This is a genomic window from Anaerococcus sp. Marseille-P3915 (genome assembly GCF_900258475.1).
Taxonomy (GTDB): Bacteria; Bacillota; Clostridia; order Tissierellales; family Peptoniphilaceae; genus Anaerococcus; species Anaerococcus kampingae.
In genome coordinates this window covers 353,287-380,177 of sequence record NZ_LT984887.1, presented here as the reverse complement: position 1 = coordinate 380,177, position 26,891 = coordinate 353,287, and the positions used below count along the sequence as shown (strand labels likewise).

At 34.9% G+C, this 26,891-nt stretch carries 48 protein-coding genes and 1 tRNA gene; 4 read left to right on the top strand and 45 right to left on the bottom strand.

Features of this window, described 5'->3' with window-relative positions; all coding sequences use genetic code 11:
* Window positions 1-36: 36 nt before the first annotated feature.
* The 44 genes from C8269_RS01885 to C8269_RS01700 form a co-directional block, all read right to left on the bottom strand.
* Complete coding sequence (locus tag C8269_RS01885) at window positions 37-597, bottom strand: hypothetical protein (RefSeq protein WP_106460161.1); 561 nt, start codon at window positions 595-597, stop codon at window positions 37-39.
* Window positions 590-1,021 (bottom strand): hypothetical protein, encoded by a 432-nt coding sequence (locus tag C8269_RS01880; protein ID WP_106460160.1) that lies wholly within the window; start codon window positions 1,019-1,021, stop codon window positions 590-592. The genes C8269_RS01885 and C8269_RS01880 overlap by 8 nt, the downstream gene beginning before the upstream one ends.
* Window positions 1,018-1,368 carry a minor capsid protein gene (locus C8269_RS01875; protein WP_106460159.1) on the bottom strand — a complete coding sequence of 117 codons (351 nt, stop codon included), beginning with the start codon at window positions 1,366-1,368 and terminating at the stop codon, window positions 1,018-1,020. The genes C8269_RS01880 and C8269_RS01875 overlap by 4 nt, the downstream gene beginning before the upstream one ends.
* Window positions 1,368-1,724, bottom strand: a complete 357-nt coding sequence (locus C8269_RS01870; protein ID WP_106460158.1) for a DUF6751 family protein — start codon at window positions 1,722-1,724, stop codon at window positions 1,368-1,370. The genes C8269_RS01875 and C8269_RS01870 overlap by 1 nt, the downstream gene beginning before the upstream one ends.
* Window positions 1,721-2,116 carry a hypothetical protein gene (locus C8269_RS01865; RefSeq protein ID WP_106460157.1) on the bottom strand — a complete coding sequence of 132 codons (396 nt, stop codon included), beginning with the start codon at window positions 2,114-2,116 and terminating at the stop codon, window positions 1,721-1,723. The genes C8269_RS01870 and C8269_RS01865 overlap by 4 nt, the downstream gene beginning before the upstream one ends.
* A gap of 19 nt (window positions 2,117-2,135) precedes the next feature.
* Window positions 2,136-3,185, bottom strand: coding sequence for a phage coat protein (locus tag C8269_RS01860; protein WP_106460156.1), 1,050 nt, complete (start codon window positions 3,183-3,185; stop codon window positions 2,136-2,138).
* A 10-nt stretch (window positions 3,186-3,195) separates the two neighbouring features.
* Window positions 3,196-3,762 (bottom strand): phage scaffolding protein, encoded by a 567-nt coding sequence (locus C8269_RS01855; RefSeq protein WP_106460155.1) that lies wholly within the window; start codon window positions 3,760-3,762, stop codon window positions 3,196-3,198.
* Between the two features lie 84 nt (window positions 3,763-3,846).
* Window positions 3,847-3,930 (bottom strand) — tRNA-Tyr (locus C8269_RS01850).
* Between the two features lie 41 nt (window positions 3,931-3,971).
* Window positions 3,972-4,862, bottom strand: a complete 891-nt coding sequence (locus tag C8269_RS01845; RefSeq protein ID WP_106460154.1) for a Rha family transcriptional regulator — start codon at window positions 4,860-4,862, stop codon at window positions 3,972-3,974.
* A 132-nt stretch (window positions 4,863-4,994) separates the two neighbouring features.
* Window positions 4,995-5,129, bottom strand: coding sequence for a toxin-antitoxin system HicB family antitoxin (locus C8269_RS10775; protein ID WP_154539297.1), 135 nt, complete (start codon window positions 5,127-5,129; stop codon window positions 4,995-4,997).
* A gap of 126 nt (window positions 5,130-5,255) precedes the next feature.
* On the bottom strand, window positions 5,256-5,582 hold the full coding sequence (locus C8269_RS01840) for a YjcQ family protein (protein ID WP_106460153.1): 327 nt from the start codon (window positions 5,580-5,582) through the stop codon (window positions 5,256-5,258).
* Complete coding sequence (locus C8269_RS01835; RefSeq protein ID WP_106460152.1) at window positions 5,575-5,829, bottom strand: CPCC family cysteine-rich protein; 255 nt, start codon at window positions 5,827-5,829, stop codon at window positions 5,575-5,577. Before C8269_RS01835 ends, C8269_RS01840 begins: the two co-directional genes overlap by 8 nt.
* A complete protein-coding gene (locus C8269_RS01830) occupies window positions 5,813-7,336 on the bottom strand; it encodes a phage minor capsid protein (protein WP_106460151.1) in 1,524 nt (507 codons plus the stop codon). The genes C8269_RS01835 and C8269_RS01830 overlap by 17 nt, the downstream gene beginning before the upstream one ends.
* Window positions 7,336-8,691, bottom strand: a complete 1,356-nt coding sequence (locus C8269_RS01825; protein ID WP_106460150.1) for a phage portal protein — start codon at window positions 8,689-8,691, stop codon at window positions 7,336-7,338. The genes C8269_RS01830 and C8269_RS01825 overlap by 1 nt, the downstream gene beginning before the upstream one ends.
* An 8-nt stretch (window positions 8,692-8,699) precedes the next feature.
* Window positions 8,700-10,019, bottom strand: a complete 1,320-nt coding sequence (locus C8269_RS01820) for a PBSX family phage terminase large subunit (protein ID WP_106460149.1) — start codon at window positions 10,017-10,019, stop codon at window positions 8,700-8,702.
* Window positions 10,006-10,503: a terminase small subunit gene (locus C8269_RS01815; protein WP_106460148.1), complete on the bottom strand. Its 498-nt coding sequence runs from the start codon at window positions 10,501-10,503 to the stop codon at window positions 10,006-10,008. Before C8269_RS01815 ends, C8269_RS01820 begins: the two co-directional genes overlap by 14 nt.
* An 815-nt stretch (window positions 10,504-11,318) precedes the next feature.
* Window positions 11,319-11,810, bottom strand: a complete 492-nt coding sequence (locus C8269_RS01810) for a hypothetical protein (RefSeq protein ID WP_106460147.1) — start codon at window positions 11,808-11,810, stop codon at window positions 11,319-11,321.
* Between the two features lie 9 nt (window positions 11,811-11,819).
* Window positions 11,820-12,194 carry a hypothetical protein gene (locus C8269_RS01805; RefSeq protein ID WP_106460146.1) on the bottom strand — a complete coding sequence of 125 codons (375 nt, stop codon included), beginning with the start codon at window positions 12,192-12,194 and terminating at the stop codon, window positions 11,820-11,822.
* Window positions 12,191-12,565, bottom strand: a complete 375-nt coding sequence (locus C8269_RS01800) for a MazG-like family protein (RefSeq protein WP_106460145.1) — start codon at window positions 12,563-12,565, stop codon at window positions 12,191-12,193. The genes C8269_RS01805 and C8269_RS01800 overlap by 4 nt, the downstream gene beginning before the upstream one ends.
* Before the next feature lie 3 nt (window positions 12,566-12,568).
* Complete coding sequence (locus C8269_RS01795; RefSeq protein ID WP_106460144.1) at window positions 12,569-12,772, bottom strand: hypothetical protein; 204 nt, start codon at window positions 12,770-12,772, stop codon at window positions 12,569-12,571.
* The gene (locus tag C8269_RS10770; protein WP_158698370.1) at window positions 12,762-12,932 is read right to left on the bottom strand and encodes a hypothetical protein; all 171 of its coding nucleotides are present in this window, start codon (window positions 12,930-12,932) and stop codon (window positions 12,762-12,764) included. The genes C8269_RS01795 and C8269_RS10770 overlap by 11 nt, the downstream gene beginning before the upstream one ends.
* Window positions 12,925-13,074, bottom strand: coding sequence for a hypothetical protein (locus C8269_RS10765; protein ID WP_158698369.1), 150 nt, complete (start codon window positions 13,072-13,074; stop codon window positions 12,925-12,927). Before C8269_RS10765 ends, C8269_RS10770 begins: the two co-directional genes overlap by 8 nt.
* On the bottom strand, window positions 13,071-13,244 hold the full coding sequence (locus C8269_RS10760) for a hypothetical protein (RefSeq protein ID WP_158698368.1): 174 nt from the start codon (window positions 13,242-13,244) through the stop codon (window positions 13,071-13,073). Before C8269_RS10760 ends, C8269_RS10765 begins: the two co-directional genes overlap by 4 nt.
* Window positions 13,244-13,456 carry a hypothetical protein gene (locus C8269_RS01790; RefSeq protein WP_106460143.1) on the bottom strand — a complete coding sequence of 71 codons (213 nt, stop codon included), beginning with the start codon at window positions 13,454-13,456 and terminating at the stop codon, window positions 13,244-13,246. Before C8269_RS01790 ends, C8269_RS10760 begins: the two co-directional genes overlap by 1 nt.
* A gap of 120 nt (window positions 13,457-13,576) precedes the next feature.
* Window positions 13,577-13,960 (bottom strand): hypothetical protein, encoded by a 384-nt coding sequence (locus C8269_RS01785; protein ID WP_106460142.1) that lies wholly within the window; start codon window positions 13,958-13,960, stop codon window positions 13,577-13,579.
* A 16-nt stretch (window positions 13,961-13,976) separates the two neighbouring features.
* Window positions 13,977-14,378, bottom strand: coding sequence for a YopX family protein (locus C8269_RS01780; protein WP_106460141.1), 402 nt, complete (start codon window positions 14,376-14,378; stop codon window positions 13,977-13,979).
* 36 nt (window positions 14,379-14,414) lie between these two features.
* On the bottom strand, window positions 14,415-14,756 hold the full coding sequence (locus C8269_RS01775) for a DUF1064 domain-containing protein (RefSeq protein ID WP_199792142.1): 342 nt from the start codon (window positions 14,754-14,756) through the stop codon (window positions 14,415-14,417).
* Window positions 14,756-14,917: a hypothetical protein gene (locus C8269_RS10755; protein ID WP_158698367.1), complete on the bottom strand. Its 162-nt coding sequence runs from the start codon at window positions 14,915-14,917 to the stop codon at window positions 14,756-14,758. The genes C8269_RS01775 and C8269_RS10755 overlap by 1 nt, the downstream gene beginning before the upstream one ends.
* The gene (locus C8269_RS01770; RefSeq protein ID WP_106460139.1) at window positions 14,914-15,111 is read right to left on the bottom strand and encodes a hypothetical protein; all 198 of its coding nucleotides are present in this window, start codon (window positions 15,109-15,111) and stop codon (window positions 14,914-14,916) included. Before C8269_RS01770 ends, C8269_RS10755 begins: the two co-directional genes overlap by 4 nt.
* 12 nt (window positions 15,112-15,123) lie before the next feature.
* Window positions 15,124-15,582, bottom strand: coding sequence for a single-stranded DNA-binding protein (locus tag C8269_RS01765; protein WP_106460138.1), 459 nt, complete (start codon window positions 15,580-15,582; stop codon window positions 15,124-15,126).
* Window positions 15,575-15,796 carry a hypothetical protein gene (locus tag C8269_RS01760; RefSeq protein WP_106460137.1) on the bottom strand — a complete coding sequence of 74 codons (222 nt, stop codon included), beginning with the start codon at window positions 15,794-15,796 and terminating at the stop codon, window positions 15,575-15,577. Before C8269_RS01760 ends, C8269_RS01765 begins: the two co-directional genes overlap by 8 nt.
* The gene (locus C8269_RS01755; RefSeq protein WP_106460136.1) at window positions 15,786-16,604 is read right to left on the bottom strand and encodes a phage replisome organizer N-terminal domain-containing protein; all 819 of its coding nucleotides are present in this window, start codon (window positions 16,602-16,604) and stop codon (window positions 15,786-15,788) included. Before C8269_RS01755 ends, C8269_RS01760 begins: the two co-directional genes overlap by 11 nt.
* The gene (locus C8269_RS01750; RefSeq protein WP_106460135.1) at window positions 16,605-17,330 is read right to left on the bottom strand and encodes an MBL fold metallo-hydrolase; all 726 of its coding nucleotides are present in this window, start codon (window positions 17,328-17,330) and stop codon (window positions 16,605-16,607) included.
* A gap of 9 nt (window positions 17,331-17,339) precedes the next feature.
* Entirely contained in the window at window positions 17,340-18,293 is a 954-nt protein-coding gene (locus C8269_RS01745; RefSeq protein ID WP_106460134.1) for a RecT family recombinase, read from the bottom strand.
* Window positions 18,294-18,302: 9 nt separating this feature from the next.
* On the bottom strand, window positions 18,303-20,255 hold the full coding sequence (locus tag C8269_RS01740) for an AAA family ATPase (protein WP_106460133.1): 1,953 nt from the start codon (window positions 20,253-20,255) through the stop codon (window positions 18,303-18,305).
* The gene (locus tag C8269_RS01735; RefSeq protein ID WP_106460132.1) at window positions 20,252-20,491 is read right to left on the bottom strand and encodes a hypothetical protein; all 240 of its coding nucleotides are present in this window, start codon (window positions 20,489-20,491) and stop codon (window positions 20,252-20,254) included. The genes C8269_RS01740 and C8269_RS01735 overlap by 4 nt, the downstream gene beginning before the upstream one ends.
* The gene (locus C8269_RS01730) at window positions 20,488-20,673 is read right to left on the bottom strand and encodes a hypothetical protein (protein WP_106460131.1); all 186 of its coding nucleotides are present in this window, start codon (window positions 20,671-20,673) and stop codon (window positions 20,488-20,490) included. The genes C8269_RS01735 and C8269_RS01730 overlap by 4 nt, the downstream gene beginning before the upstream one ends.
* 88 nt (window positions 20,674-20,761) lie before the next feature.
* Window positions 20,762-21,019 (bottom strand): hypothetical protein, encoded by a 258-nt coding sequence (locus C8269_RS01725; RefSeq protein WP_106460130.1) that lies wholly within the window; start codon window positions 21,017-21,019, stop codon window positions 20,762-20,764.
* 8 nt (window positions 21,020-21,027) lie between these two features.
* Window positions 21,028-21,225, bottom strand: a complete 198-nt coding sequence (locus C8269_RS01720) for a helix-turn-helix domain-containing protein (protein WP_106460129.1) — start codon at window positions 21,223-21,225, stop codon at window positions 21,028-21,030.
* 9 nt (window positions 21,226-21,234) lie between these two features.
* Window positions 21,235-21,396, bottom strand: a complete 162-nt coding sequence (locus C8269_RS10750; protein ID WP_158698366.1) for a hypothetical protein — start codon at window positions 21,394-21,396, stop codon at window positions 21,235-21,237.
* Window positions 21,396-21,911 (bottom strand): hypothetical protein, encoded by a 516-nt coding sequence (locus tag C8269_RS01715; RefSeq protein ID WP_106460128.1) that lies wholly within the window; start codon window positions 21,909-21,911, stop codon window positions 21,396-21,398. The genes C8269_RS10750 and C8269_RS01715 overlap by 1 nt, the downstream gene beginning before the upstream one ends.
* Complete coding sequence (locus C8269_RS01710) at window positions 21,904-22,134, bottom strand: hypothetical protein (protein ID WP_106460127.1); 231 nt, start codon at window positions 22,132-22,134, stop codon at window positions 21,904-21,906. The genes C8269_RS01715 and C8269_RS01710 overlap by 8 nt, the downstream gene beginning before the upstream one ends.
* A 12-nt stretch (window positions 22,135-22,146) precedes the next feature.
* Entirely contained in the window at window positions 22,147-23,019 is an 873-nt protein-coding gene (locus C8269_RS01705; protein ID WP_106460126.1) for a DUF3102 domain-containing protein, read from the bottom strand.
* Between the two features lie 35 nt (window positions 23,020-23,054).
* Window positions 23,055-23,315, bottom strand: coding sequence for a helix-turn-helix transcriptional regulator (locus tag C8269_RS01700; protein ID WP_106460125.1), 261 nt, complete (start codon window positions 23,313-23,315; stop codon window positions 23,055-23,057).
* Window positions 23,316-23,347: 32 nt separating this feature from the next.
* Here C8269_RS01700 and C8269_RS01695 point away from each other — a divergent pair, with 32 nt between their 5' ends.
* Window positions 23,348-23,833: a hypothetical protein gene (locus C8269_RS01695; RefSeq protein ID WP_106460124.1), complete on the top strand. Its 486-nt coding sequence runs from the start codon at window positions 23,348-23,350 to the stop codon at window positions 23,831-23,833.
* A gap of 194 nt (window positions 23,834-24,027) precedes the next feature.
* Here C8269_RS01695 and C8269_RS11055 read toward each other — a convergent pair whose 3' ends face one another.
* Window positions 24,028-24,153, bottom strand: coding sequence for a hypothetical protein (locus C8269_RS11055; protein WP_267895191.1), 126 nt, complete (start codon window positions 24,151-24,153; stop codon window positions 24,028-24,030).
* 167 nt (window positions 24,154-24,320) lie between these two features.
* Between C8269_RS11055 and C8269_RS01690 the strand changes: the two genes are divergently transcribed.
* From C8269_RS01690 to C8269_RS01680, 3 genes are all read left to right on the top strand, one after another.
* The gene (locus C8269_RS01690) at window positions 24,321-24,923 is read left to right on the top strand and encodes a LexA family protein (RefSeq protein WP_234025817.1); all 603 of its coding nucleotides are present in this window, start codon (window positions 24,321-24,323) and stop codon (window positions 24,921-24,923) included.
* 42 nt (window positions 24,924-24,965) lie between these two features.
* The gene (locus C8269_RS01685) at window positions 24,966-25,586 is read left to right on the top strand and encodes a hypothetical protein (protein ID WP_106460123.1); all 621 of its coding nucleotides are present in this window, start codon (window positions 24,966-24,968) and stop codon (window positions 25,584-25,586) included.
* Between the two features lie 95 nt (window positions 25,587-25,681).
* The gene (locus C8269_RS01680) at window positions 25,682-26,770 is read left to right on the top strand and encodes a tyrosine-type recombinase/integrase (RefSeq protein WP_106460122.1); all 1,089 of its coding nucleotides are present in this window, start codon (window positions 25,682-25,684) and stop codon (window positions 26,768-26,770) included.
* Window positions 26,771-26,891: the final 121 nt, after the last annotated feature.

Here is a 26,891-nt window from a genome sequence, read left to right as displayed (position 1 = left end):
AAAGAAAAAGGGGCATCTAGCCCCTAAATAATTAACTTAAGCTGTCCTTGAAGATGTAGACGCAGTAGGCTCACCCTCAGTGAATTTGATTGTTAGCCAGTCTGAATCCTTATCTCCTAGTTCCGCATAACCCTCAATAGATGGACCATTAGCCTTAAAGCTGCCTGAATATTGGTAAGCGTCAGTACCATCACCTGCAGAGTCTGGAACTATAGTGTGGTTTCTCTTAATTGCATAAAATTTGCCTTCTTGTCCTTCAATTGGTTTAGAAAAGTCAACGACTACAATATTAACTGTAGCGTCATCTGCTAATTGCTCTTTATCAAATACTTCTTGAATTCTGTCGTGTACCGGATTATCTTTATACCTATCTAGAGTGAAGTCGGTTGTTGAAGTCATACCAGTAACGGCAGTTCTTTCTGATTTCTCATCGACATATTTTCTTGAATATTCTTCTGTTTCTTTAGATGTTGGAAGGTCGGTAAAACCTTTCATTCTATAATATTTATCTTCTACTTCCATAAAGGAAACTACATCAGCCCTTAATACTAGGCCCTTAAATTCTTTTAAATTTTGTAATGTTTTAGCTTCAGCCATTGTTTACCTCCATATAAACTAATCTCATCTGTATTTGGTATTGACTAGAACCGACATCGGCACTAGACAAGTAACCATTTGTTATAATTTCAAGCTTGGTTGGATACTTATCACCTTCAAGCTCCGGAAACTCTTTCTTATAATTCATCTCCTGGATCCATTCAATCAAATTGTCAAAAAGAGCAGAGTTTTCTAGCTGTGTAACTAAATCTCCGCTCATGTGACTTCTAGTAGTGAAGATAAATCCAAATTGTTTAAGCTCATCTCCGTCTACATATTTTTTAATTGTTGGACTTATAGGCTCAGTGTAAATTCCATACTCTAAGGGTTGGTCTCCTAGAAAATCAACACTAAGCCTTACATCGTCTTCTAGATAAGGACATTTTAAAAAATATTCCCTTATACTTTCTATAATTGATTTCATTTTGCTTTTGCCCCCGCTATACTTGCAGCACCTCTGAGTATCGAGTCTTTGTGGTTTGATTTCATTCTTTCAAACCACCTATTTCCTCTTCTTGGTGATTCCTGAAACTTAGCTGGCTCATAATACCACCTTTTAGCGTATGGCATCTGTTGGACTATTCTCCCAGAACCTATGCTAGTTTGGCTTGTTGCAGCTCCTATCAAGTCACCGTGGTCTTTTGGAGTGTAAGGATCCATTCTCCTTATACACTCACTATCTATAAATTTTTGTACTTCTCCGCCTGTTTCAAGGTCTCTTTTCTTTAAGGCCTTAACCTGGTCGAAGTCAAATTTTGAAAAATTTATCATTACTTGGCCCCTATCCTTGTATGCTGCATACTAGCAGAACCGAAGTCGAAGACATCAGATACTGTTACTATTTTAGCCTTGTATTTCTTCTGATATTCTTTAGCTGTCTTTAGTTCTTCAATATCTATCTCTTCATCATTTCTGATTACTAGGTCTTCAACGTCAACAGTTCTTAAAAGCTCGTTTGGTATATAGCAGGTTATTTCGTCAATATCATCCTTGCTCCTACCAGTGCGGTTAGTGTTAATCCCTCTAGTCTCTTCCCAGTGGCAAGGGTAAGTTCTTAGGGGTTTATACACGTTTTGTCTATCTACAACCATTCTTTTTATGATTGTAACCTTGGCGTTAGTTATCAATAAACGCCCCTATACATTAGGCCAGTATGGACAAAGGCCTCTTTAATCATTTGATCAATAAGACCTGCCACTAATCCATCTTTTTTATCTACTGACAAGGAATTTGATTGTGCGTATTCCACTTTATATTCGCCCACAGACTCCGATTTTATATTACTAGATGAATTACCCTCCGAATCAATTAAAAGCTCCCTATTATTAAAATAAAGCTGGTTAATTATATCTTGAGTAACGTCATCTATTCTTTTTTGTAGGTCTTTGTCATTTTTCCTTATTCTTTCAAAGGTTAAGAAGTCTATACGCCTTCTAATTCTCCTTTGTAAGGACGTAAAAAGGCCCTCTGGCAGGTCTACTCTAGGATTTTTTTTAATAAAATCTTCATAGGTTAACATAAATTAACCCCTTTCTGAATTAAGCTGCTGGGTTGCCTGATTCCCCTGCTGGCTTTTTAGCTTCAAGTTTAGTTAGGACTCTTGCTATTGGTATTTGGTTAAGTGGGAATGTACCATCTTCATTCTTAACTACTTCCCAGTTAGCACCCTTCTTAAGTTCTTCTTCTGTTGGTGATAGTGACGCCATAGAAGCCTCAGTAAATGAGATACCTCTTGGAGCAAAGCAGAACCTATCTCTGGTGTATAGTGTATCTTCGCCACCGTTCTTCATTGGGTTTCTGTCGGTTTCATAAGGAACTTTAGCACCAGCCTTAGTATATTCAAAAGCTCCTTGGCCAAAGATATAAGTTGTATATTCCCCTTCTTTGCTTATTGGCAATGAGTCATCAATAATGATTGGTCTACCGTTAAGGTTTGCCAAGGCAAGTGGTCTTTCTATTCCTCTAGCGTCGGTGTATTTTGCATATTGAATTAGATTTAAGTTTTCTAATTGAGTTGCAACGGCAGAGTTCATAATAGCAGCCGCAAAGTTTTTCTTTCTAGCTCCAAAGGCTTGTTGTAGTGCGTTATTTAAGGTTACCTGACCGAATACATCATCTTTATATGTGTGGCCGTCTACAAACTTCTTGTCCTCTGCCTTTGACATAGAGAAAATACCTTCAAGGATTGCAAGAAGTGAATCTTGTTTAAGGTCTGCCCACCAATCTAAAAGTTGATTAGCAACAGTTCTCATTGGATCGTGTCCGCCTGTAATATCAAAAACAAAGTCTTTTTCAGTCCAAGCGTGCGCCCTACCAATAACAACTCTCTTTTGGTAGAAAGTATTTGTTGAGTCTGACTTAATATCTGTTTGTCCGTCGTAATTGTCAGCGTCCCCTGATAGAATTCCGGCAATTGGTGTAACTATAATATTACCGCCTACTTGTTCGTCCATTCTAGTTTTTAGGTCTGCCCTTTCTACAATGGCAGATGATGTAAGTAGTTCGTTTGTTCTTTCTCTTTCGATTGTGTCGACGTATTTTTCAAATACTTCTGGGTTAAAATAAGTTTTATCAAATAATTTTGGCATTTAATTCCTCCTATAAAACACCTTTCTTATTAGCTTGAAGCATTTCTTCATAAGTCATATCCTTAAGCTCTTTATCACCTATAGAACTTGACTTACCTATGCCCCTTTGCTTTGGTTCTTCTTGTCCTTTAAATAGGTAAGAATCAGATTCTTTAAGTCCTTCAATTTGTGCCTTTAAATCATCAGTTAAGTTTTTAGAATCCTTTAAACTATCGATATCAAGCAAAGCTTTTGCCGCCTTAAGATTCCTACTCCCAGCATTTACTAATCCTAGATCAATAGCATTATTTAGATTAATTCTTTCGATGTCTTCCTTAGCTTTGATTTGTGCTTCTTCATACTTGGTTTTGTACTCTTCGGCGCTTGCCTTTATTGAGTCTATATCCATATCTTTAAAGGCTTCTATTTGCTCGTTTGCACTTGCTACTTGGGACTTATAGTTTTCGTTTTCAGTTTTTAAGGTCTCATATTCATTTTTTAAATTATTATAATTTTCTACTTCCTGACCTCTTAGCTTAAAAACCGCCGCTATCTGTTCATCATTTAGTCCTATTTCTTTGAGTTCTTCTGTCTTCATAAAATCTCCTATTCCTAAGCTTTTTAAGTCGTCGCTGTGACTTTAGACTAGTAACATTCCAGCATTTTAGGTCCGCCTTGACCATGGTGGGAAGAGTGGGATTCGAACCCACGAAAGCATAGCTAACGGTTTTACAGACCGCCCCGTTTTCCACTTAGGTATCTTCCCATAGAAAAAGGAAGCTCGAAAGCTTCCTAATTTAATACTATTTAATTGTTTATAATCATCATTTTAAAATTTTGAAATTTACAACCTAAATTCCAACCTTCAAGAGTATGCACACTCAAATCTCTGCATTTATGGTCTAAAAATCCAAGTTCTACATATCTTTCTGAAATTATTTCAGTTATATCACCTTTCATTTTTTCATCAATACCAAATCTTTGTATTAAAAAATACAAGGTATTCAACTTTTCTACTTTTTGTAATATTTCAACATCTTTTACTTTTATACTCTTTTCCTCTCTAGGAAGAGATGGATTATTGAAATATTCATTAATTCTATTTCTCTTTTCTCCAGGTATATTTTGATTTTTTGTCAGCTCATATACATCTTCATTGAAAAGAATATTTAATCTTCTTGTTGCTCCTAAAACAAAACTATTTTCTTCTCTAAAATCTTCAAGAGACCTACCTTGTAGCAACAAACCTAAGCCATCCCTTTTAATTGCCCAATTTAAAGAATCTCTAGTTTGTCCAGTTAAATAAACTATATCTCTTACAGTCATAACAGGTTTACCCTTGTAGGTTTTCTTTTCTAACTTGTAGGCTTCTAACTCTAGTTGCTCACCATTAAGAAGTCTCTCCATACGATTAAACTCATTTATATATGCCATTTTGAAATCATTATATCCTTGGATATTAAACATATATAAAGTGAAACCATCTTTTGTGAGTAGATATTCTTTGTATTCTCTTTTTTGACCTTTTACCTTGTAAGTTGTTGGAATAATCAGAGAACCCACATTTGGGGTTTCTAAAATTCTTTCCAAATCCCTTAAAACATGGTCATGTCTTTTATCTAATCCTTCAGCAACTATTCTGCTGGTTGTAATTAGTCCATAATCTTTGTCATTTTTTACTTGCACTAATCCGTTCATTTTAAGTCCTTTCATATTGAAAGAAACCGCTATTTATAGTACAATGTTGATAAAGAAACACTGTATTTATATTTATAAATAGAGTTTCTTGCTAAGACGGCTAGTACTTTTGCGGGTATGCCGTCTTTTTCTTTACTTGTTTTTAAAATATTCAATTAATATCAACCTGACTAATGCAGCCATCGATAAGCTTTTTTTATCAGCTTCTTCTTTTATTTTTTTGTGCAATTCTTCAGGTATTTTGAAGTTTAATACTTTATCTGCCATTAATCCCTCCTCGCACTACAATAGTACTACTGTTTTAGTAGCGAGTCAAGAAAATAATTAAATAATAGATAAATTCGTACTTAAAAAGCACATCTAACAATCGCTAGCGTGCTTAGTCTAATATTTCTATGCTCCAGGAATCATTTCGTTAATTCCTTTTGCCGCTTTTTGAATCCTTTTAAATATTGTATTAGTTTCTAAATATTCTAAACCCTTTAAAGTTATTTTAGTTTTATCTAAATTAGTAACTACAAAGTCTCCGTCTACATAATACTTGATTGTCAATCCTTTAATATAACCAGCGTCATATAACATTTCAAGAAGATTATTTCTTCTCATTTCTGTAATTCCTAGTGTACTAGCAGATATTAAGTCTGAATCAAAATATTCTTCGTCAAGTGATTTGTTTAAAGATGTTAGAATTTTTAATATGATTTTAAAATTTTCAATCATTTTTATTTCTTTCTTTTAAAATAATTTTACAATAATCATCATTTGGGTCAGAAATACCAAGTTCTTTATAGTTTTCAATTGCTTCTTTAAGTGTGACCTTATTAGGTCCAATAGGATCTCCGATTTTTTCTTTATCCCCACTATTCTGGTATCCGCAAACTGTACAAATATCAAAAAAGTCAACTTTATTCCCACAAACTGGACAGTCAATAGGATAAATCATTTCCTCATCATTTGAATATTTCATATTTTTTAGTCTCTCCTTCCCAATATTTTATACCTGGTTTAGGTTTGAAATAAGTAGATATAAATCCTTTGCTACTACCTATTGCAAATTCATTGTTTTTTATATTATACTTAAATATAAATTTTTGTTGAGTCATGAATCCCTTAATATTATCCGATAGCTCAGCATTTAATAAGTCTCTTGCTTTTTGTAAATATTCTTCTTCACTCAAATTATCAAATTCTTTTAAGTGCTTGTCTATGTGTTTATTCCGCAGTTTTTCACTTGCAAAGGTTGCATTATTCCAGTAAGTTCCTGATATTCTTTCTTTATATATTTTATACCTATTGCTTTGTTTTAATTCTTCAAAATACTTATTCTTACTATACCCGTAAACGTTAGTATTTACAGTAGTAGGACGCAGTTTACCAGCTTTATTAAAGTCTTTATAAAGCTGTCTTTGTCTTTGTAATCTTACCTGGGCTATAAGCTTACTTTCATCATCTCCTACCTTGTCATACATCATAACCCTATGCTTATATTTTCTAATAGTTCTTTCTATTTGTCTTTGCTTTTGGGTTGCCTCATAATAGGTGTATTCCTTATCTTCGAACTCGAAAGGCTCCGGATCTATATTGTCTAACATTTCTTGACTCCAGGCCCTTTCTGATATTCCCTCAAAGAATGGATACCAGTTGTGTCTGCAATTAGCACCCATAAATCCAGCCACATCTCCATATCCAATATCATCTAAGCTTAAATACTTATCATTATCACCAGACAAGGAAACAATTTGTCCTTGCCACTCTGCGTGCGATGGCCTTGCTCCAGCGTGGGCCGATATTTCCATAAGGTCTTGGCCCATATCCTCTGCGTTAGACAAAGATATTTCTCCAGTCATTTGGTTTATAGTAGTTCTTACAAGCATTTTTGCCGCCGATTCTACTGTATAATTTCTTCCTGAATTCTGATAGTTAATAACTCTTATTCCTGATTCAGATAAATCGTTGACTAGGCCTCTAACTACCTGCTGACCAGAAAAAGCACCACTAGCAACCTTAAAGGCCGCTTGGTTTAGCTTATCTTTATAGAATTTATTTAATTTTACGTTCTCTCCATTGCAGACAACCCCTAATGATTGGGTTATGTTTGCATTTCCTTTAATTAACCTATCAACCGCATTGTTTATTGTGTTCTCCGCGTGTTTGTTTTGGGTTAGATCAATCAAATTCTTATTTACAACCCTATAAGCCTTGGCCTCATCTTCATAATGTTTAAGGCCTGATTTATTTATTATTTGGGTTATTTCTTCGTCTATGTCTTCAAAATGAGGTTTCAAAAGACTTTCTATTTCATCAGTTGTATAGCCGCTTTCAATTAATACTTCGGCTTGCCTTTCTGCTGTGGCCGTTAAGTAACCATTCTTTTTTATCCTATCCGCTATATCCTTTAGGATATCATCTTCTAATCCTTGATATAATACTATTAGGTGGTCGGTTACCCTTTCCATGTATTCTGGGCTTAGCATTATTCTTCCTCAGCTACGTCGCTTCTGTCTTCTGACACTCCCGCTTGTATTTCTTTTAGCTCCTCATCAGTTACGCCGTATCTCCATTTTAGGTAGGCTTCTGGTTTTAAAATACCCGCTGCCACTTCCTGGAGCCTTATCTTTTGTTCAGTTTCAGAATCCACTACAAGGCTGTCATCAAAGTCAAAGGACACTTGGCAATCGTCTTTAAAAGGAGTACCTAACTCCTTACACCAATATTTTAATACTTCGACAAAATCTTCTAAGCATTTTGCTAGCTCATTTTGTATATCTTTAACGGTTGAATAAGACCTTTGTTGACTGGTGTTGATTTCAGTAGCTGTCTTAGCGGTGAACTCCATGTCTGATAAGGTTCCATAAGCTAGGCCGCAAAGAAATTCAATCTTTTTTATTATTCCATTTAAGCCGTTGAAAAGTGAAGAATCTCTTATCTGAGGGCTAAACACTTTATAGAAATCACGGCCCCCATCTCCCATATCAAGTCCAAGGTTCCTGAATAATCTTTCCTTACCGGCCGGAAGTTCATTAGTATTTTTAAGGGCTGTTATATCGGCGTCAATAGCAAGCTCAGAACCCTTATATTCCCACATAATCCTTTGATACTGCTCGTCTGCGTCTTGTATCAAAGATAAGGCTCTAGCAAAACAAGATATACCCTCGTTGGAATCTAGGTCTAGGTTGTTAGCTTGTGGGTTTTTAAAGTAAGCAAATAATGGCCTATCTGATTCTACCGTCATTTTTTCAGTCATATCCGCCCACTCTTCCACTACTTCTAGGCTTATCTTATCCCCTAAAACCTCTTGGTTATTTGATAGATAAGCGGTATTAGTGATTAGATATTCATCACCTATCTTGTGTTCTTCAAGCCTGGTAAAGAAAATATCCTTATCTTTCTTATCTTTTTTCTTGATCCTATCTATAAAAACAATGTGGTTTATTTCTCCAAAACTTGTAAAGCCAAGGACTATAAATTTATTAGCAGGTACGATATCTATATCAATAAGCTGTTTTTCTAAGTCCTCAACATAAGGTTTAACTATGATACCACCCAAGGCCAGACCATACTCAGTAAACTTTCTAACATGTCTTATAAATTTCTGATATATCTTATCAAGGTCTTCATCATCAACCCTAGTTTCAAGCTCCATGGTCGTAAGCCTTGCAAGCTCAGATGATATAGCCGCACACAAATTCAAGGATTGAGAATTATCAGCGTCATTTGGATTGCTAAGCCAAAAGGGTTCCCCATGGTAGCAATCAAGCCATATCTTATAATTATTTTCAATATTGAGGGCAAGGCTTCCCAGCCTCTCTCTAATTTCTCTATCTAGCATAAAAACTCCTATACATTCATCAGTACCTTTATAAATTTTTCAATGGAGTATTCAAAGCCGTCTAGGGTATCAATATCACTTGTTCCATCATCAAGCCTTATGTCTTCCATTTCTTCTTCCTTCCAAACCGCAGTAGATAAAGCATCCACTAAACTTTCACAATTCTTTGTATAAAAAAACCTATCAGAAGCGACCAAAGTATTAACAAGCCTTATCCTGTCATTGATTGGGTTCTTGATAGAGTTCTTAATCTTTATATTTAAATTTGCATCTAACAAGGCTTTTTGCATGCCCTTGATTAATACTTGCTCCGCACTATCTGCATATATAAGGTCGACGTTTCCATAAGTAGATTGAATAACTCTTACGAAGTCTATTAGTTGATTATATAAATCTGTAGGCTTATCAGGTTCTAATCTCTCAGACCTTAAAGCATAGACCTTTTTAAAGCCTCGACTAAGACCACAGCAAACAAAAGCATGTTTTGAATTATTTCCACCGAAGTCCACTCCTATTTGTATAATCTGTAGTTCGTGAGGCTTGCCGTCAATCAAATAATTTTCCGGACAGTCTGAGAACTGCTTATAAATAAGTCCTTCGGCTACTACCCTTAAACCAAGTATGTCCCTTTTATACCAAACAGAATTAGGATCGTACTGGAGTTTTATCTCCTTTTTTCTTTGGTCGGAAATATTGATATTATCATCGATAGTGAAGTGCTTATAATTATATCCACCAAATTTTATTCCATCATCTACCATTGACTGATATTTATCTATGTGGTCTGAATAAATAAAATGGTTAGGACTTGAAGGGTTCAAATCCCAAAAAAACTTACGCATATTAGCCGCAGCAGTACGGTTAAAAGCTTCTTTGATTGTGTCTTTATGATGGAGGTTAATTTCTGTAGCAATCCACATTCCATAGGAGTTACCACGTATTTTCTTGTAAGAATCAGCCTTGGCAGCACCCGCAAATATTACTATTCTTTCTCTTTGCTTTGTGTAGGGTCCTTTTATAATCAATGCTTCATTATCTTTATATTTTCCCCACTTACACTGACCACGAAAGATATATTCAAGCCCAAAACCGTTGGCGTCACCAATATTTAGCTTGGCGTTTGCAACAGTAGACCCTGTAGCTAGATGTAATCTGTCCTTAGTCGTCCTTAATTCATGGGCGAAGGCATAAACATTATCAACAGTTTTACCAGCTCTTACCGCTCCTTCTGCGATGTTATAAGTATTATTTTTACAATTCCTGATATAGTCGACATGCTTTTTGGAAAACCTGAAGGGAATTGTTCTTCTCTTCTTAATCATCTCCATAAATCATCCTATCTATATCTTCAAGGTCCTCAATTTCTTCTGATATACCTTTCATGATGTCAATTTCTGTTTTAGTCTTTTCGATTTGTATTGTTTGCTTTTCTTTCTCTAGGTCAGAAGCATTTAGACCAAATCTTCTCATTAAGAGTTCTGCAGCCTTAAGCCTATCTTTATTTTGCACCTGAACCTGGCCCAAGGCCTCCCCTCCATACTCAGTCTTGTAATAAACTTCATCGTGGGTTTCACCTCTTAAAACCGATGTCAAATACTGCAGGACCTCTTTTGATTCTGCAATTGTCTTAGCTTCTAACTCTGATAATTTTTTATCAATATAAGTTTTTATATTAAGTTTTATTAAGTTTTGAGCTCCTATTGTTGCAGCTGTTTTCTTACTGTAACCAGCATTAATAGCAGCTTGAGTCGCATTCCCTGTCTTGATGTACTCATCAGCAAACTTCTTCTGTTTTATTGTCAATTTCTTCAAAGTACATCACCCCTTTCTTTATCGTTACCTACTAATTGTCAATTTAATAAATTTATGTATAATATTCTTACAACTTTCTAGATTCTAGAAAGGAGTACCCCGATGACAATTTATGAAATCATTATGCTTACAATAGCATTAGTTTCACTTTATCATCAAATAAAAGATAAACACTTATAAAAAATGAAATGTAGATGATAGGTCAGCATTTTTTCAAATATACATCTTCGCTAGATGCTAGACAATCACAATTTCAAATAGAATTATATGAGTTGTACTTGCTGAAACCGTCATCATATCATATAATAATAGTGTAAATAGTCATCAGGTACTATAATAAAAGCACATTAGAGCGTAATTTGTGCTAGTTTGTCAGAAGAAAGATTTAATCTTTCGTGCAAGTCGGAACTTATCTGACAAGCAAGAAAAAGAGAGGGAGTGATTGCCCTCTCTTTTTTATTATAAAATTTCAAATTCAGACTAAATAAGTACAAAAAAAGACAAGCCTTTAAAAGCTCGTTTATAAAAATTATAATTCTTTAAGCCTATCAGCCAGACCACCAACGGCAAACAGCAGAAAAATCATAGATTAGTAGTTAACGTAACAGCAGCACCATACCCAGGTACCAAAAAATTTATAAATAAGGAGGCGTTGGCAGCCTGACTCATAAGCTTAAAAATAACAAAAGAAAAGGACAGGCCCTATTGCCTATCCCTAGAGTTAAACAGTATTAAAAATTTACCTATTACCATTATAGCACATTATTTAGGCTAATGTGTCCCATAATTGTCCCGTTTTTGTCCCAAAATGAAAATTACCTCACATCGACCTCACCCCCTTCAATCAAATAAAGCCTATTAAAGATATAAAGCAAGGCATCATCGCTCAATCTTTGCACAGTAGACTTAGATAAATTCATCATTTCAGCCGCTTTTCTAAAACTCAGCCTTTTACCATCTGGAGCAATCCACATATGGTCAACAATAAACTTCTTATCTTCTTCAAGGTCAGCAATAGCTAACTTCATAGCCCTGTTTTCAATCTCAATAAGTTTCATTCTTCGACTAGACTCATCAATCTTATCAATTATCTTCACCTGCAAATCTTCTTGACTAGACCCACCGCCCTTAGCTACATCAGATGCAGACCAAGACGCCCCAAGACTAAGCCTATCCCTTGCTATCTCAATCTTCACCTTCTCATCCTCATATCTTCGCATGTCACTGCCGTAATTTCTGAGCCTAGCCTTTATAGTATCAATCCTAGCTCGGTCTCTCTCCTGCTTTCTAATCTTGTCAAAATCCATCAAAACTCCTTAAGCACGCTTTCTCCTAGCCTTCATCTCCTCGATTTCCTTTCTTTTAATTATCTTCACGTCATCGTCGATTTTATGAACTTTACTATCAACAATAACTATTTTTTGAATACTCATATTTGCCCTGATGTCCTCAAAATCCACCAGGTCTGTATTGATACAATCCAACTTATTAATCAGTCTTTCTCTAAATCGATTAAGTCTAACATTCCCCCATCCGAACTCATCTGATAAAGTCTCACAAACCAAGGCTAGAAAAGACTCAATTAAAGATGTACTAGTACTAGATGCCGCCACCTTTTGGACCTCAGCATCATACAATTTCCTAGCTCTCATTTTTTCCGCCGGGCTTAGGCCTTTAAATTTGAAACTCATAGATCCTCCTCTTTTATAAATGTCCCGTTGATAGTCTTCCCAGACCTATCTTTAATCTTCTCATAAGCCATCTGCAAGCACTCCTCAGGGTCAATCCCAATCTGTTCACAAAGGATAATAAGAGTTACAAAAATGTCCCCCATTTCAAGCATCATGTCTTTTACTAAATTCTCTCTAAAGTAAACATTTATACCTTGTTCTTTAAATTGATTAATCATTTGTCCCACATTTTTTATTATTATTAGACTTTCTCTAAACTCAAAAACCTCCTCGATAAACTTCATAAACTGCCTATCCGCATTTTCTGAGTGGAGCAAATCCTTATCCTTAGCCCATCTTAAAACATCCGCCTGTAACATCCTAAAACTCATAATTTACCTCTCCTCCATAATTTCAATGACACGGTCTTTTTTAATATAAGTTCTTTTTCCATCAATCGTATCATCACACCTAAAAAAATCACTCGCATTATTCCATATATTCCAAAAGTTCTCCCAACTATCAACAGTAAATTTTCGGTAAGAATAATCACACTTACCCTCGACAAACTCCTCATCATAAAATAATTTAATCAACATTTTTCTCCTCCATCTTCTCATCGATAATCTCAGTAACTGCATAAAGGAAACCTGCCCCCAGTAAACAGAACCCAAGGCTCGTCCAGCTATGCTTATCCATATAAAGCCTAAAAACCATCAGCCACAATAGCCAATCGTTGATATCTCTTTTTCTAGTCATCTTCCACCTTCCTATATCCCCAATCAAAGAAACTACTCACATACTCGTATAACTCTTTTTCAATTTCTTCTTCGGTCAAATCATCATCTAATTCTAAAACGTCTTCTGTAAAGTCTAAATTTGCTGTAATTTTATATTTCATTCTTCCACCTCATCTATATCTCTATCTAGATACTCTTCAAATTGTAAATCTTCGGGGAATTCACCTCCGTATTTCCAATCTTCGTATACTTGTTCTGCCTCTTCTCTGCTTCCTGCCTCTATAGTTTTTCTAATTGTATATCTACCTGATTCTGTAAAATTAAATTTCATTATTCTACCTCCGTAATTTTAAAATCTTCAATATAAGCGTAATCTTCCCACTCCAAAATGGTCTTTATGTTTTTTTCTATTGAATCAATCATCTTTTTGTGGTATTTATCCTTGTTTCTTTCATACTCTTTGACTTTTTCCTCAGGAACATTAAAATCTTTTATTTGTTTTTCTATGTCTTCTATGAAACAGAATTCAACTTTTACTTTCATCTAGTAACCTCTTCTCCGTTCTTCTCAACTCTTGCAAAAGCCCTATATTTCAACACTTTAGTAAGAGTCTTATAATTCTACTCAACTTTTCTCAACTTTTCTCCGTTTTGCTCAACTCTTTCATCCTATATTTTCTTTCCAATCCCTTTTGTCAATCTCAATCAGCTGGTCAACTAATCTTTTACACTCATTTAAGGTGTATTCTTCATCTTGCACCTCTGGACTATCTTCATAATGGTTACAATCAAAACCTAATAAAAATCCGTCAATACCGTCAAGTTCACCTGAAAAAGTCAACCCACCATGGACATCAACATAGCCTTCTACTTCGTCATAATCTTCACCATAGAAAGGGTGGTCTTCAGGTATCACCGCATATCCGCAATACCAATTACTATATTTACTTTCATCTGTAAAAATTGTATAAATGCCATCTTCAAAAATTTTCTTTACAACAATTGTATATCCCCTATAATCTTCTTTTTTTACAATTTTTTGTATCATCATTAATCCTTTCAATCTATTGACTTATAAGCTCTCTAGCTTGATCCTCGTAAATATTTCCTATTACTTCAAATGAACAATTTCTCGCAAAATCCCTTAAAAAGTCAATAGCAAAATCACCTTCTATCATCCAGGTACAATATTTGTCGCTCCACTTGACTTCGTTATATTCAGCCTCAAAGCCGTTATAGTCGACTAATATATCACCTTCGTATATCTCTACACCGTTTTTATCTTTTAAACCTGTAGACCACATAATATTGACTTCATCAAAATTTCTAAATATATGAATACTCATTTGTCCTTCGCTGCTTTCAAATTCATCTGCATAGAATATCACTTCTTCATCTACAAAGTCTATAAATTTTACATCTCTAATGATTTTTAATTGTTTATCATAAATTCTGCACTTTCTCATCTAGTTCTCCAACATTCTTTTTCTTGGTAAATTTAATCATATCTCCCTAAAATCAAACTCAGGATATTTATACAAAAACATCTTTTTCTTAAGCTTGTACACATCCGTTTTAAAGCCCTTAACATCTTCTACAATCTCTTTTCCAGTCTTCTTATCAGTATAGGCAAAATCAGCGATGTAATAGGTTACCCTCTCTGTCTTGTGTCCCTTTCTTCTAATCGTGGGGATCAGTTCAAACTTAGGCTGGAGGACAAGACCTGTTATAGCCCCGCCCCTCTCCAAAAGCCTAAGCTCCTTATATCTCCTAGCCTCCTTCATGGAATCAAACTTAATACCATCAACCGTGACTTTCCTGTTTTTATACTTGTTATAAGCCATCAATCCTCCACAAACCAATAACAAACTTGATTGAAAGAAAACATCCCAATCTGTAAGTCGTCTTTATATGCTTTTAAGCATCCTAATTCTTCACTCACTTCAAAACTATCAATAGCGATTTTTCTTTCTTTCCCACTAACATAACCTATAACCAATCTCATTTTTTCTTAGCCCTCCATAATTTCTTGTAATCCTTAATCATCTGGCAAGTTTTATATAAGCCAGTATCAAAAACTACAATTTTTTCATCCATATAGATTATTTCTCCCTCGTAATTATCCCAGATCCTGTACTTATCTTTACCAATATAATTTAAATTAATTCTATACCTACTACCCATTAATAAATCAGTCATAAGGACTCCTATCTAAAAAGGGATTCTTCCATCGTCTTCTATCCCCCTGAAATCGTCCCCAAAAAACTCCTCAGAGCTTCCAGAATTATTTTGATAGGTATTCCTACCCCCATCATCGTTTCTCTTCTCCTCGCTTACCCTAGTGAGAAATTCCACCCTATCTGCTATGACATCTGTCGTGTAAATTGTCTTCCCGTCCTTATCCTGGTAAGAACCCGTTTGAATTCTTCCGTCAACGGCACATTGACTGCCCTTAAATAAGTACCTAGAAGCATTTTCTCCAGCCTTACCCCAAACTATAACTCTGGGGAAGTCGGCAGTAGGTCTCCCCGCTGCCTCCGCATCTTCCCTTTTATCTTTGCTTAGGTTTTTATCAACCGCCAAGGTGAATTTACAAACCGCTTGGTTTGATTGTGTGTATTTTAGTTCAGGATCTCTTGTAAGCCTCCCGATTAGAATCACCTTATTCAAAAGAGGCCTCCTTTTCTCCGCTAACGTTGTCTGCCATAGCTATAAAGCTAGCAGCAAGCACCTTAGACTTTAGGTTGAAAAATGACGATTTAGCTTTTTTCTTATTTTCTTCATCCATGCCCTCAAACCATCGTTCAGCCTCTTTATTATTAAGACCATCAAAAACTAAAGCCCCTAGAACTCCAATTTCTTCAGGTGTAAAATCAATCTTCATATAATTTCCTCAATTCTTTAATTTCTCTATTAGTTACAAAACTTACTGTAAAATCATCGTAATTTTCAACATCTCTTAGCATTTCTAGTACATACTTAAAACTAGAAACCTTAACTTTCCTTTCATCTCTAATCACTACAAGAGTATATAAGATATTCCTCCATCCGTATTGTTCCATTGCCTTATCAAATAGATTCCTATCATCAATACCTGAATGGTTTTTAATAAACTGGCAGTAGCATTTATATGTTAACTCTTCTTCTCTGCTGCTCTTACTCTTATCTCTAATCTCTTGCTCTAACTCTTGCTCTTGCTCTTGCTCTTGCTCTGTGGGACATTGCTGGGACATTGTCCTATTATTTTGTGACATTGTCCCATTTTTCTGGGACATTGTCCCGCTGGGAAGTTCTTTTTTCCCTCCTGTTAATTCTTTTCTAGCCCTATGCTTACGCTTTCTCCTGGCCGCCTCAGTTTCTTTCCCTATCATCTCATCGATCTGACTCATATAAAGCTCCCCTGTCTCAAGCCTTTCTACAAGGCCAATATTGACAAATAATTCAAGGGCAACCCTAACTGTGTCTTGCTCCGTATTAGTAAGCCTGGCTAGTGATTTTACGTCATAGGGCATAAGCCTTTGTCCCACATATCTTATAAGCCTACCGTCATCAGACAGGCTCTTAAGGAGCAGCTTAAGATAGAAATTTACATAAGCCGCCCCGTTTTCTTGGTCTTCTATCCATTGAATCGTGTCATCATCATAAAAATCCTCCGGCAATTTTAACCAGTAGTATCTCTTACTATCGCCCATTTAACATATCACCACCTCTACTCCTGTAAGCTCCTGTATAGTTCTTTTAATTACTTCTTCATTACTATTTCCATCCGATAAATGCAGCACGTATATCTTCTTACACCTGGATAAGTCGGCCGCCTTTAAGGCCTCGACAAGACTTTCTAAAGATAGGTGATTTTTTACAATCCTGTTCCTTAAGCTAACATTAATTTTCCCCTGCTCTACTTTCTCATCTAGAATCGATTTTACATAATTACATTCAATCATCAGGACATCGCAGGCAGGTATTTTATATTTCATATATGCAGTATCCGTCACAAAAACTAAGGACTCTTTCTTGTCATATTTGCTATAGGTCCTGATATAATAACTGACTGGCTCTGCCACGTCATGGACTGCCTCAAAGGGTAAAACTATCAAACTTTCTATTTCTTCTGAATAATATCTAGCTTTTTCAAACGGTCTAAAAGTTTTCAATCTGTGTCCACTAACCCCTAGGGCTTCTGCTGTCCCCTTAGTCATATAACAATCAACACCAGCCTTCATTAGGTCTTTAACCGCCTTGGCGTGGTCTTGGTGTTCGTGAGTTATTAAGCAGGCGTCGATTTCTGATACCTTGAAATTAAGCTTTTTCTGTATCACCTTATAGGGCAAGCCACACTCAATTAAGAGTGTAGCCCTCCCGATTTTAACCTTGTAACAATTTCCGCTTGATCCAGTCCCTAATACATCAATTTCCATATCAGTCTCCTAGAATGTCGGATTTTCGATTTCTTCAAAATCATCTGTAAAGAAATCTGATTGACCTTCTATATTTTCTGCGGCTTCATCTTCGATAATTTCCCCTGTATCTGTATTTACATTAGCTGGTACTTCTTTTACTTCTTCATGATCAGACACATCTAATTCAAGGACGTTTGCTTTTTCCTCTAGCTCCTCTTTAAAGGACTGGTCTGTATAAGCTATTAACTTGTCATCATTCCCGACTATATCAGAATCATCAGCGGTATTTACAAAGGACTTAACTGCCCTAGACTTTACAGTTTTTATTGCCTGTTGGTCTGGGAAGTTTTTATGGGCAGGTGAATTTCCTTTTGCCGCACCCATGGACCAGGCGGCCCTAATTTGCTGCATTGTCATATATTCGGTGTATTTGACTTCTCCCGACTTATCAGTTATTACTGCAAAAGCCCCGATTATATCGTCTTTTTTCCATTCATTGACGTTTGGCTGGTAAGTCTTAATTTTGTAAGTCCCCTTAGATATATCAAATTCCAATTCGAACTTATCAGCCTTATACACCGCATATCCGTATATTTCGCCTATATCCTGCCCATTCCTCTTTGCTAAAGCTACATTACCTTGGTAAGAAACCGACAAGGTGCAGGTATTTCCATAAGGTATAAAGTAACATTGCTTTTTATCAGGATTAAGCCCCTTTTGTGCCATCTCCATTACTGATTGTAGTATTGATTGAGGTGTGCAAACATCGATTATTGTCTTGCCCGCATTTTTCCCACTCTCCGCAGGCTTGGTAAGTAGATACCTAGCCTGCTGAATGGCGTTTTTGTAGCTATAATTATCTGGCACATCAAATACATTTTGTTGGACCATGTTAGTATATTGATCAATGGCCTGGTTTATAATCTGGCTTGCCCCTGTCCTTGCCACTTGGTTTTCGTTTCTTTTTGCTAATTCTGTCATTTTTTCCTCCTATAAATTTTCTATTTGTAAAATTTTTAATTTATTTACTGTTAAAGTTATCAATTGGCTTTCAGTTTTCACTAATTCGTTTACCGACTCAGCATTATCTACAAAAATTGGTATCTCTTTTTCATAATGTTTAGATAGGCTATTTATTACGTCCAAACCTGCGTTGATCTGTGCCGCAGAGTTTAATGAGCCATAAGGTACACCCTTATAAGTCGCTTCTGCTGTCTCTACGACTCCGCCGTTTATTTGAGTATCAAAGAGTTTAAATTCTACCTTAGTGAAAAGGGCATTAATTTTGTCACTCACTAAATGTGTGTAAGTTTTTATATACTCATCACATAGATAAAGTTTTTCTTGCTGGATCTCGAATTCTTTTCCCAGCTCTTTTTCTTCCTCCATATATTTCTTGATTTTCTTGTCTAATTCTGCATTTAAACCCTGATTAGATAGTTTGCTATTAACTTCTTCTAATCGTTCGTTGTAGGCCTGCTTTTGGCTTAAAATTTGTGTATTGTCTTCCTTGCCTATACTAGCTATTTCTTTTTCAATAGTCTTTATGCTTTCCTCTAGGCTTTTTATTTCTTCTTTCTTTTTATCACATAAAATCAAGCTTTTTACTTTCTCTATCTGCCCTTGGATTTTTTCCCTATCCTGCATATGCTTTTCAAGGGCTTTTGAAAGTTTTTCAACCTTAGCTTCTTCTTCTTTTATAGTTTTATCCAAGGCTTCTATTTGTTCATTAAAAAATGAAACTGATTTATTAATTTCTTTTCCTGATTCACTTATCATTTCTAGTTGGCGGCTTTTTTCAAGGTTGAAGTGCTTTAGAACTTCTTCCTTCTTGTCTTCGTCAAATTCTTTTCCGCAAGTAGGACAAGATAAGCTTCCATCAAATTTTTTCTTTTGGATCTCTCCCCACTTAATTCGCATATCTGAAAGGTTCTTTTTATTTCTATTCAAACTTTCTGTTTTGGCCTTTAAGTCGCTTTCAAGAAGTTCATTACTTTTTCTAATATTATTTATTTCAAACTGGCCCATAGTGATTTTTCTACCTATATCCAGGGCAGCTTCTTCCAGGTCTTTTATTTTTTCTTTTTTGCCATCTTCAAATTCAGAATTTATTTTTACAATCTGACTCTTTAGTTCCAATATTTGCTTATATCTTTTGTCTACTTCTTCACTAATATTTCTTGATCCCACAAGCTTTTTGTCTAGGTCTTCAATCTCTTTTTTAAGACTCTCTTTTTCCTTTTCAAGCTCAGCAAAATCTTCTGTGGTTTTGGTCTTTTCTAGCTCGTCAATCCTTGCTGGTATCTCTTTTAATTTATCATTAATTTTTTTACAAGAAGCCTTGGCCATAGCCTGGATTTCTTCTATTGTATAGTTCGATAAGTCAAGCTTTTCTAACTCTTTGTTAGCCTCTTTTACGTCGTCGATATTTACATCTTTTACAAGACTAAGGAGTATGCTGCGACGTTCTTTTTTATCTAGGATTGTATTAAAATATAAAGGGTTTGATAAAAGATTAGATTCATCTTCACTTACGATTTTTCCTATCTCGTCTTCGTACTCCTTCTTTTTCTTAGGCACGTCGTTTATCAAGAAGTCCGTTGTATTTCCTGTAAATGTTTCTATGTTAGATCCTCGTTTTTTGCTCCAAACCTCCTTATAAATTCTTTCGAATTTTATTTCCTTACCGTCTATATCAAAAATCCCTACTACACTTGATTCTAGATTATGAACAACCTCGTTATTTACGTCATATGGCTTTATCTCATAGTCCTTTCTATTGAGACTATCCTTGCCCCATAGTAACCAAGAGTAGGCGTCAAAAATTGTTGTTTTACCTGTAGCATTATCACCGCTGATATTTGTCTTTTCAGAGAAGTCTATCTCTAAGTTCTTAATTCCTTTAAAATCTTTTAATATTAATTTTTTTAATTGTATTTTCATAATTTGCTGTGACACTCCTTTTGTCTACGCTTTTCCTCTATAAGGGAATCTCTGAAAAGCACATCTTTATGTGATAGATCACTATCAAAAACCACCAAATCTTTATTTCCAACATATATAGGTTCGTACTCACCACTTTCAAGAGCCTTCTGCACATCTCCATCAAACTTCTTGTAAATATCTTCCAAGTCAATATCAACTTCAAATTCTTTTTCTTGCACAAATTTTATTTTCATAACTTCTCCAAATATCCCTTTCTTCTATGCTTTTCAGCAATCGCAACATCAACCAAATTAAGCTTGCTGATATTGCCATCAGTCATCTTCTTTTTAAGAAGAATCTCTCGTATCTTTTCTAAACTCTCAACTTCCATAACCCTAAGAGAGTCATAAAAATCGACTTGATCCTTAGCCTTCATCTTCCACCTTTTCTTTTCCTTCAAAATTGGTATAATCTTTATATAGTTTTTTTATAATCGGCTTAGCTTCGGCTAGGCCTTTTTGCTTTTACACAATCCAAAGACCACCAAAAAGTGTAAGAATGGCAAAAGGTATACAAAATATTTCGCACATTGGTGTAGGCCCTGAAAGTCCTAATACTAGCCACAATAAGCTAACAATTGTAATCAATACTTTTTCAGTCAATCTATATTTAATAGCTCCCTCTAATTCTCTACGCTTAACCCTATCTATGAAATCAAGGTCTTTTTTTCTTTTGTTCATTAGTTCAATTCTTTCTTTTCTAGATATTTTAATAACTTGCATTTTTCCTCCTAGTCTTCATTTACAAGCATGTAATTTTTCCTGAAAAATTCTTTTACATCGTCTTTTAAAAAATAAACTTTCCTTGACCACCTGTAAATCGGTAGTCCCTCCTTGACTAAGTTATCAAGAGTATTCTCACTCATACTAAGCCAAGCAGCCATTTCTTTTTTATTAAGAAATTCTCTCTCAGCTATCGAAACTTTCATGTTGCCTCCTTATTCATCCTTAGCGTAGATATAAATCACTTCATCATCTTCAATAGTCCCTACCCCTTCGATATCTAAATCATAATCAGCTCCATCAATACTTATCAAGCATTCAATTTCTGAGTCTTCATCATATTTTTCTAATAGTCTTATTAAGTCTTTAATTTGCATTATCTGTTCTCCTTTTTATCTTTTTGAATTTTCCTATATCTTGCATCAACTTCCGCCTTTGAAATACTGATAACTCCACTATCTAAAGCTTCTAGGATAGGTTCATATTGTCTTAACTTTGTAGAGCAACCTGATCCATATCCAAAGTTTGCAAGATTTCTATAAGTCCAACCATAAGCAATGTGCATCTTGCTCTTATTCTTATAATCATCGCCTAATTCCTTCTTAATCATCTTAGCGACCTTCTGTTTAATAATGTTATCTTGCCAAGACTCTATCCTTTCGTTAAGCTTAACTTCTTCATCTCTTTTTAAAAGATAAGCTATATTCCTGTCATGCTTAGACAAGGTTATTGCTTGCCTTTGTGACTCCAAAGCAATTTGATTTACAGTTTGAGCGGTACTATTTACAGTTATTGCCATTACCCTTACCAAATCTTCAGTCTTCATTTCGTTAATGTCTTTGTCCATCATAGGGTTATTTACTAGATTATTTGTTCTTTTTAATTCAGTCATTTTCTAAATCTCCTTTAGTTATATATTCATTTATTTCCTGAGCCATTTTATGGATTAATTTTGATTGATTTCCCAGTATAGCAAGTAATGCTCCCGTGTAGTCATTTTTTAAATCTGCATCTTCTGGTATCACCTTAATTCTTAGTGCATCTATTGATTTCATGAGGTGATATGCTTCATTTTCCAAATCATACATAATTTTTTCTATCTCTTTTGTTTCCATCCATCATCCTTTCTATTTTTGGTTTATATAACCTTCTATATTTTTGTATAATTGTTCGCTAAACTCTCTTAAATACTTTGCTGAATCTAAAAATAGTTTTTTATTATCCTTTGGTATATTATCTAAATATTCTGTTAGATATAAGAGACCGCCAACTTCTTGGATAAAACCTGCTATCTTATAATGAAAACCCGATACATCTTCAACGATTTTCTTATTAGCCTGTTCACTTTCAAGCTTGCTCATAGCTAGCTTTTCTTTTTCCTTGAGGCTCTGATTAATATCCATAAGCTTTTCAAGTTTCTTATTAGCATTCTCAAGCTGTACCTTTGTAAGTTCATAATCATCTGGCACAACCTTTTTTATAACTTCTTTTTCAATAACCTCTGCTGGCTTTTCTCTTTCTTGTCTTAAATCCTCCCTTAATCTCGCGTTTTCTTCTTCGCTCTGTCTTGCTGCAATTTTCAAGCTATTAAAGCTAGAATTTACAATTTCAAACTCTTCTTCCTTAGCCTTTAGACTCTCCTTATATTCCTTAATCTCCGCCTGCAACTCTCTTGTAGTCATATCCTCAACTTCGTGATTTTCTATGAAATCTTGGCGTTCTTCTTCGTCCTTGATTGAGGTAAGGGCTAGGGCTTTGCTAAAAGTCAAATTAGTCAACGTAGACGAATTTGGAAATTCATTATTAATCCTCATCAACTTATTTGTTGTCTCTTGAGAATATCCCAAATTTCTTTCGACCCATTCCATCCATTCTCCATGCCCTACTTGGTTTTTTGCTTGATTGAGTCTTTTACCAATCTCCCAATAAGAAACCACCGCCTGATTTTCAAAAAACTTAATCTCAGAAACAATCTGATTAAGACTTACTAATTCATTCATTAATCCTCCTTGTACAAGTTATTTGGCCTGTTTCGTTATTTAGTTCCATATTCTTGGACTTTTAAGTCAAAAAAATATTGCACAGGCTTTTTAAATATATCAGCTAAAGCATTCATTGTATCTAGTTTAGGAATAGTTACACCTCTTTCAATATACATATAGGTACTTTTACTGCTATATCCTAAAAGTTTTGCCATATCTTCGTAAGTGTAATTTTTCTTTAATCTTTCTTCTCTTAATTTTGTATTTACCTTTTCAATAACAACCACCCCCTTAAAGTCTCCCTCTTTTCTCAAAGTATAATCATAGTTAGAAGGGAGGTGAAACTATGATTTTAAAATTTATAAACGTGATAACCCCATTAGTATCAATAATATCCATTTTTATATCTCATTATTTAGGTATGAAAAAGACTGACAAAAGGTTGGAACTAGAAGCTTTACAAAAAAGATATGACAATGTATATATTCCATACATGCAAATGTTATCTAAAGCTATTCCGATCCTTCCTTATCCTATAAACAATCCAGATATTGCTATTGCTATCAACTCAATCACCTTAGAAAATATAGAATATTTAGGTAAAGAATCTTCTTCATATGCCATAGATTTTTATCTAGAAATGCTGGACTTTTTTGAGTATTACAACGGAAACAAAGAATTCCCAGACGCAAAAGATAAAATCAATGCTATATTCCATAAAATGACTCAGGCGATATTACTGGAAGCATCACAACTATCACAAGAACTAAAGCTAGCAGACATATCACAAGTTTTTTGTAACGAAATTCAAAATTATCAATCACGTATATAATCAACAAAGACCGTAAATTAGCGAATATTGTTATCAAACCAATGTGCACAATCTCTCCTTACCTAAACACCCCAACCAAACTAACCAATATTCCTACAATAGAAAGTCCTATTATAGTTTTAAGAGCAAGCTCGATTTTCTTTCTTTCGTCTTTCATAATTCCTTATGATGAGTATAGTTATGATATAGTAGGGCTAAGCCCTAACTATATCTATGATTTTGATGACTAACTCGATTAGTTTTTCTACCAAGCTGATTACCGCAGTTGCTAGAGCTAACTTTATGAGTTGGTCATCTTTTTTATTGTCTTTTTTACTCATCATCTCCTCCTTTCTTGTTTTGTTAATTATATTATAGTCCAATTTTCTTGGACTGTCAAGTAATTTTTTTAAAATTAATACAAATTTCTTGTACTATGTTCAATATTTTTGAATTTTGGGGTAATATTATAACAAGAAGTTCATATTTTTTGAACACGGAGGCAATTATGATTAGTAAAAAGATTAGACAACTAAGAAAAGAACAAGGTTGGACACAAAAACAACTTTCTGAAAAACTACATGTAGGTAAAACTACAGTATCTAATTATGAAACAGGGTATTCTGAACCAGATATTGATATGTTAAACAAAATGGCTAAGCTATTCAATGTATCCGTAGACACAATTTTAGGAAACAAAAATCCAGTAGAAGGCCAAGACTACATAACAATCAATGTTTATGGAAGCATACCAGCAGGAATCCCAATAGAAGCCATCGAAGATATCTCCGACACAGAAGACCTATCCTTAAAAGAATACGATAAAAACAAGACCTATCTAGGCCTTAAAGTCGATGGAGATTCTATGTACCCAAAATACTTGGACGGCGACACAGTTATTATTGAAAAAACCCCAGATTGCGAAAGCGGCACAGACGCAGCAGTCTATGTAAATGGCTACGAAGCCACTTTAAAGACTGTTATAAAAAATCCAAATGGCACAGTAACCCTACGCCCTATCAATCCCAACTACTCCCCACAAACCTACGGCCCAGGAGACGAACCCGTCAGGATCCTAGGAGTAGTAAAAGAAATCAGGAGAAAAATATAGGTATCTAGCCGCAAGGCTTTATATAAATTCAAGGAGGAAAATATGAAAAAAATAATCACATTAATGGCAATTGCACTAACCCTTACAGCATGTAGCGGGAATGAAGACGCAGCTGAAACAAAGGAAGAGAAAATTGTTGAAGCTCAAACAGAACAACCCACAGAACAATCTGAGGTAGTAGAAGAACCTAAAAAGGAAGAAATAAGTGCTGAAGAAGAATCTACATCAAAAAAAGATGTGGAGCCTCAACAAATTCAAGATGAACCTGGACAAACACAATCTGAAAAATATATAGTTATGGAAAATGAAAATTTATCATATATACAAACTGGAGATGCCTTCTTGGTAGAATCTGAGTTAAATAAAGACTCATTAAATTTAGTTATCCCTATGAAATTTAAAAACAAATCAGTAGATCAACCATTAAAACCTTACCAACAATTTAGCTTATCAACTAAAGCAATTCAAATGGGTAAAGATGTTAATTATGATTGCCACATGACTACTTATAGTAACGATGAATACAAAGAAGATTTAAGCGTATCTGTTAATAAAGATGGTGAAACTGACTTTTATTTGATGTATCAATTGAAAGACTCAAATCTTGGATTGTCTATTTATGAAAAAAGTCAAGGAAATTTACTAGCTGAATTTGTAAGATAATGCATTAAAATAAGTAAGCCCTAAATTTATCGTTTGGGGCTACAAAAACACCTAAATATAGACACTTAACGACCTGTAAAAAGAAAGGAGGGACAATGAAAATTAAAAAATACCAAAAAGGTGGAAAAACTTACTATAAATTTAACGTGTACCTAGGCAAAGACCCCCTCACAGGCAAAGAAATCAGAACCAACCGCCAAGGCTTCAAATCCAAAAAACAAGCAGAAAACGCCTACCTAAAATTAAGAACACAAACCCCCACCAAACCAGAAGCCAAACTAAAAACATTTAATGACGCCTACGTAATTTGGCTAGAAACCTGGCAAACCACAGTCAAAGAACAAAGCGTATACAAAATAAAATCACTATTTAAAAATCAGATAACTCCCTACATCGGCGACATCCTACTAAAAGAATTCACCCAGCTCCAAGCCCAAGCCTTCATCATCGACGCCTCCAAAAGATATAAAAATGTAACCAATATAAAAATCTACGCAAAAGCAGTCCTAAATTACGCCAAAGACCTAAAAGCCATAGAAACAAACCCATTCGATAAAATCAAAGTACCAAAGGAGAAACCAGACATGCAAAAAATAAATAAAAAAAACTACTATACACCAGAAGAATTAAAAAACTTTTTAGAAATCACTAAAGAAACCGAAACCCCTCAAGCCTATGCTTTCTTTAGACTCCTATCTCACACAGGAATGAGATTTGGAGAAGCCTTAGCCCTAGAGCGGTCAGATCTAAACCCTAAAACCAACACCCTAACCATAAGCAAATCCATATCAAGGGACAAAAATGGCAAACAAATAATCTCGACCACAAAAACAGGCAATATAAGAATCATATCACTAGATAAAGAAACAGCAGAAACCTTAATCAAGCTAAAAGAAACAAATAAAAAACACATCTTCGAAAGAAGCGGTAAAATTGTAACAAGATCCTACCCCCTAAAAGTATTAAATAAAATAGTAGAAAAAAACAATTTACCAAAAATCACATTACACGGCTTTAGACACACCCACGCCACCATACTTTTAAGCATGGGCAAATCCATAAAGTACATCCAAGAAAGACTAGGCCACGCCGAACCAAGCATAACTTTAAAGATCTACTCTCACATAATGGAAGAAGAAGAAAAAGAAACTCCAGAAGACTTCGCAAGCTTTTTAGAGGGCTAACGTAACAATAACCGTAACACGAAATAAAAAAACATTGAAAAATTAATCATTACAAACCAAAAGAGTCGATTCTCGTCATCTCCACCAAAGATTTTAAACCTTGAATTTCAAGGTTTATTTT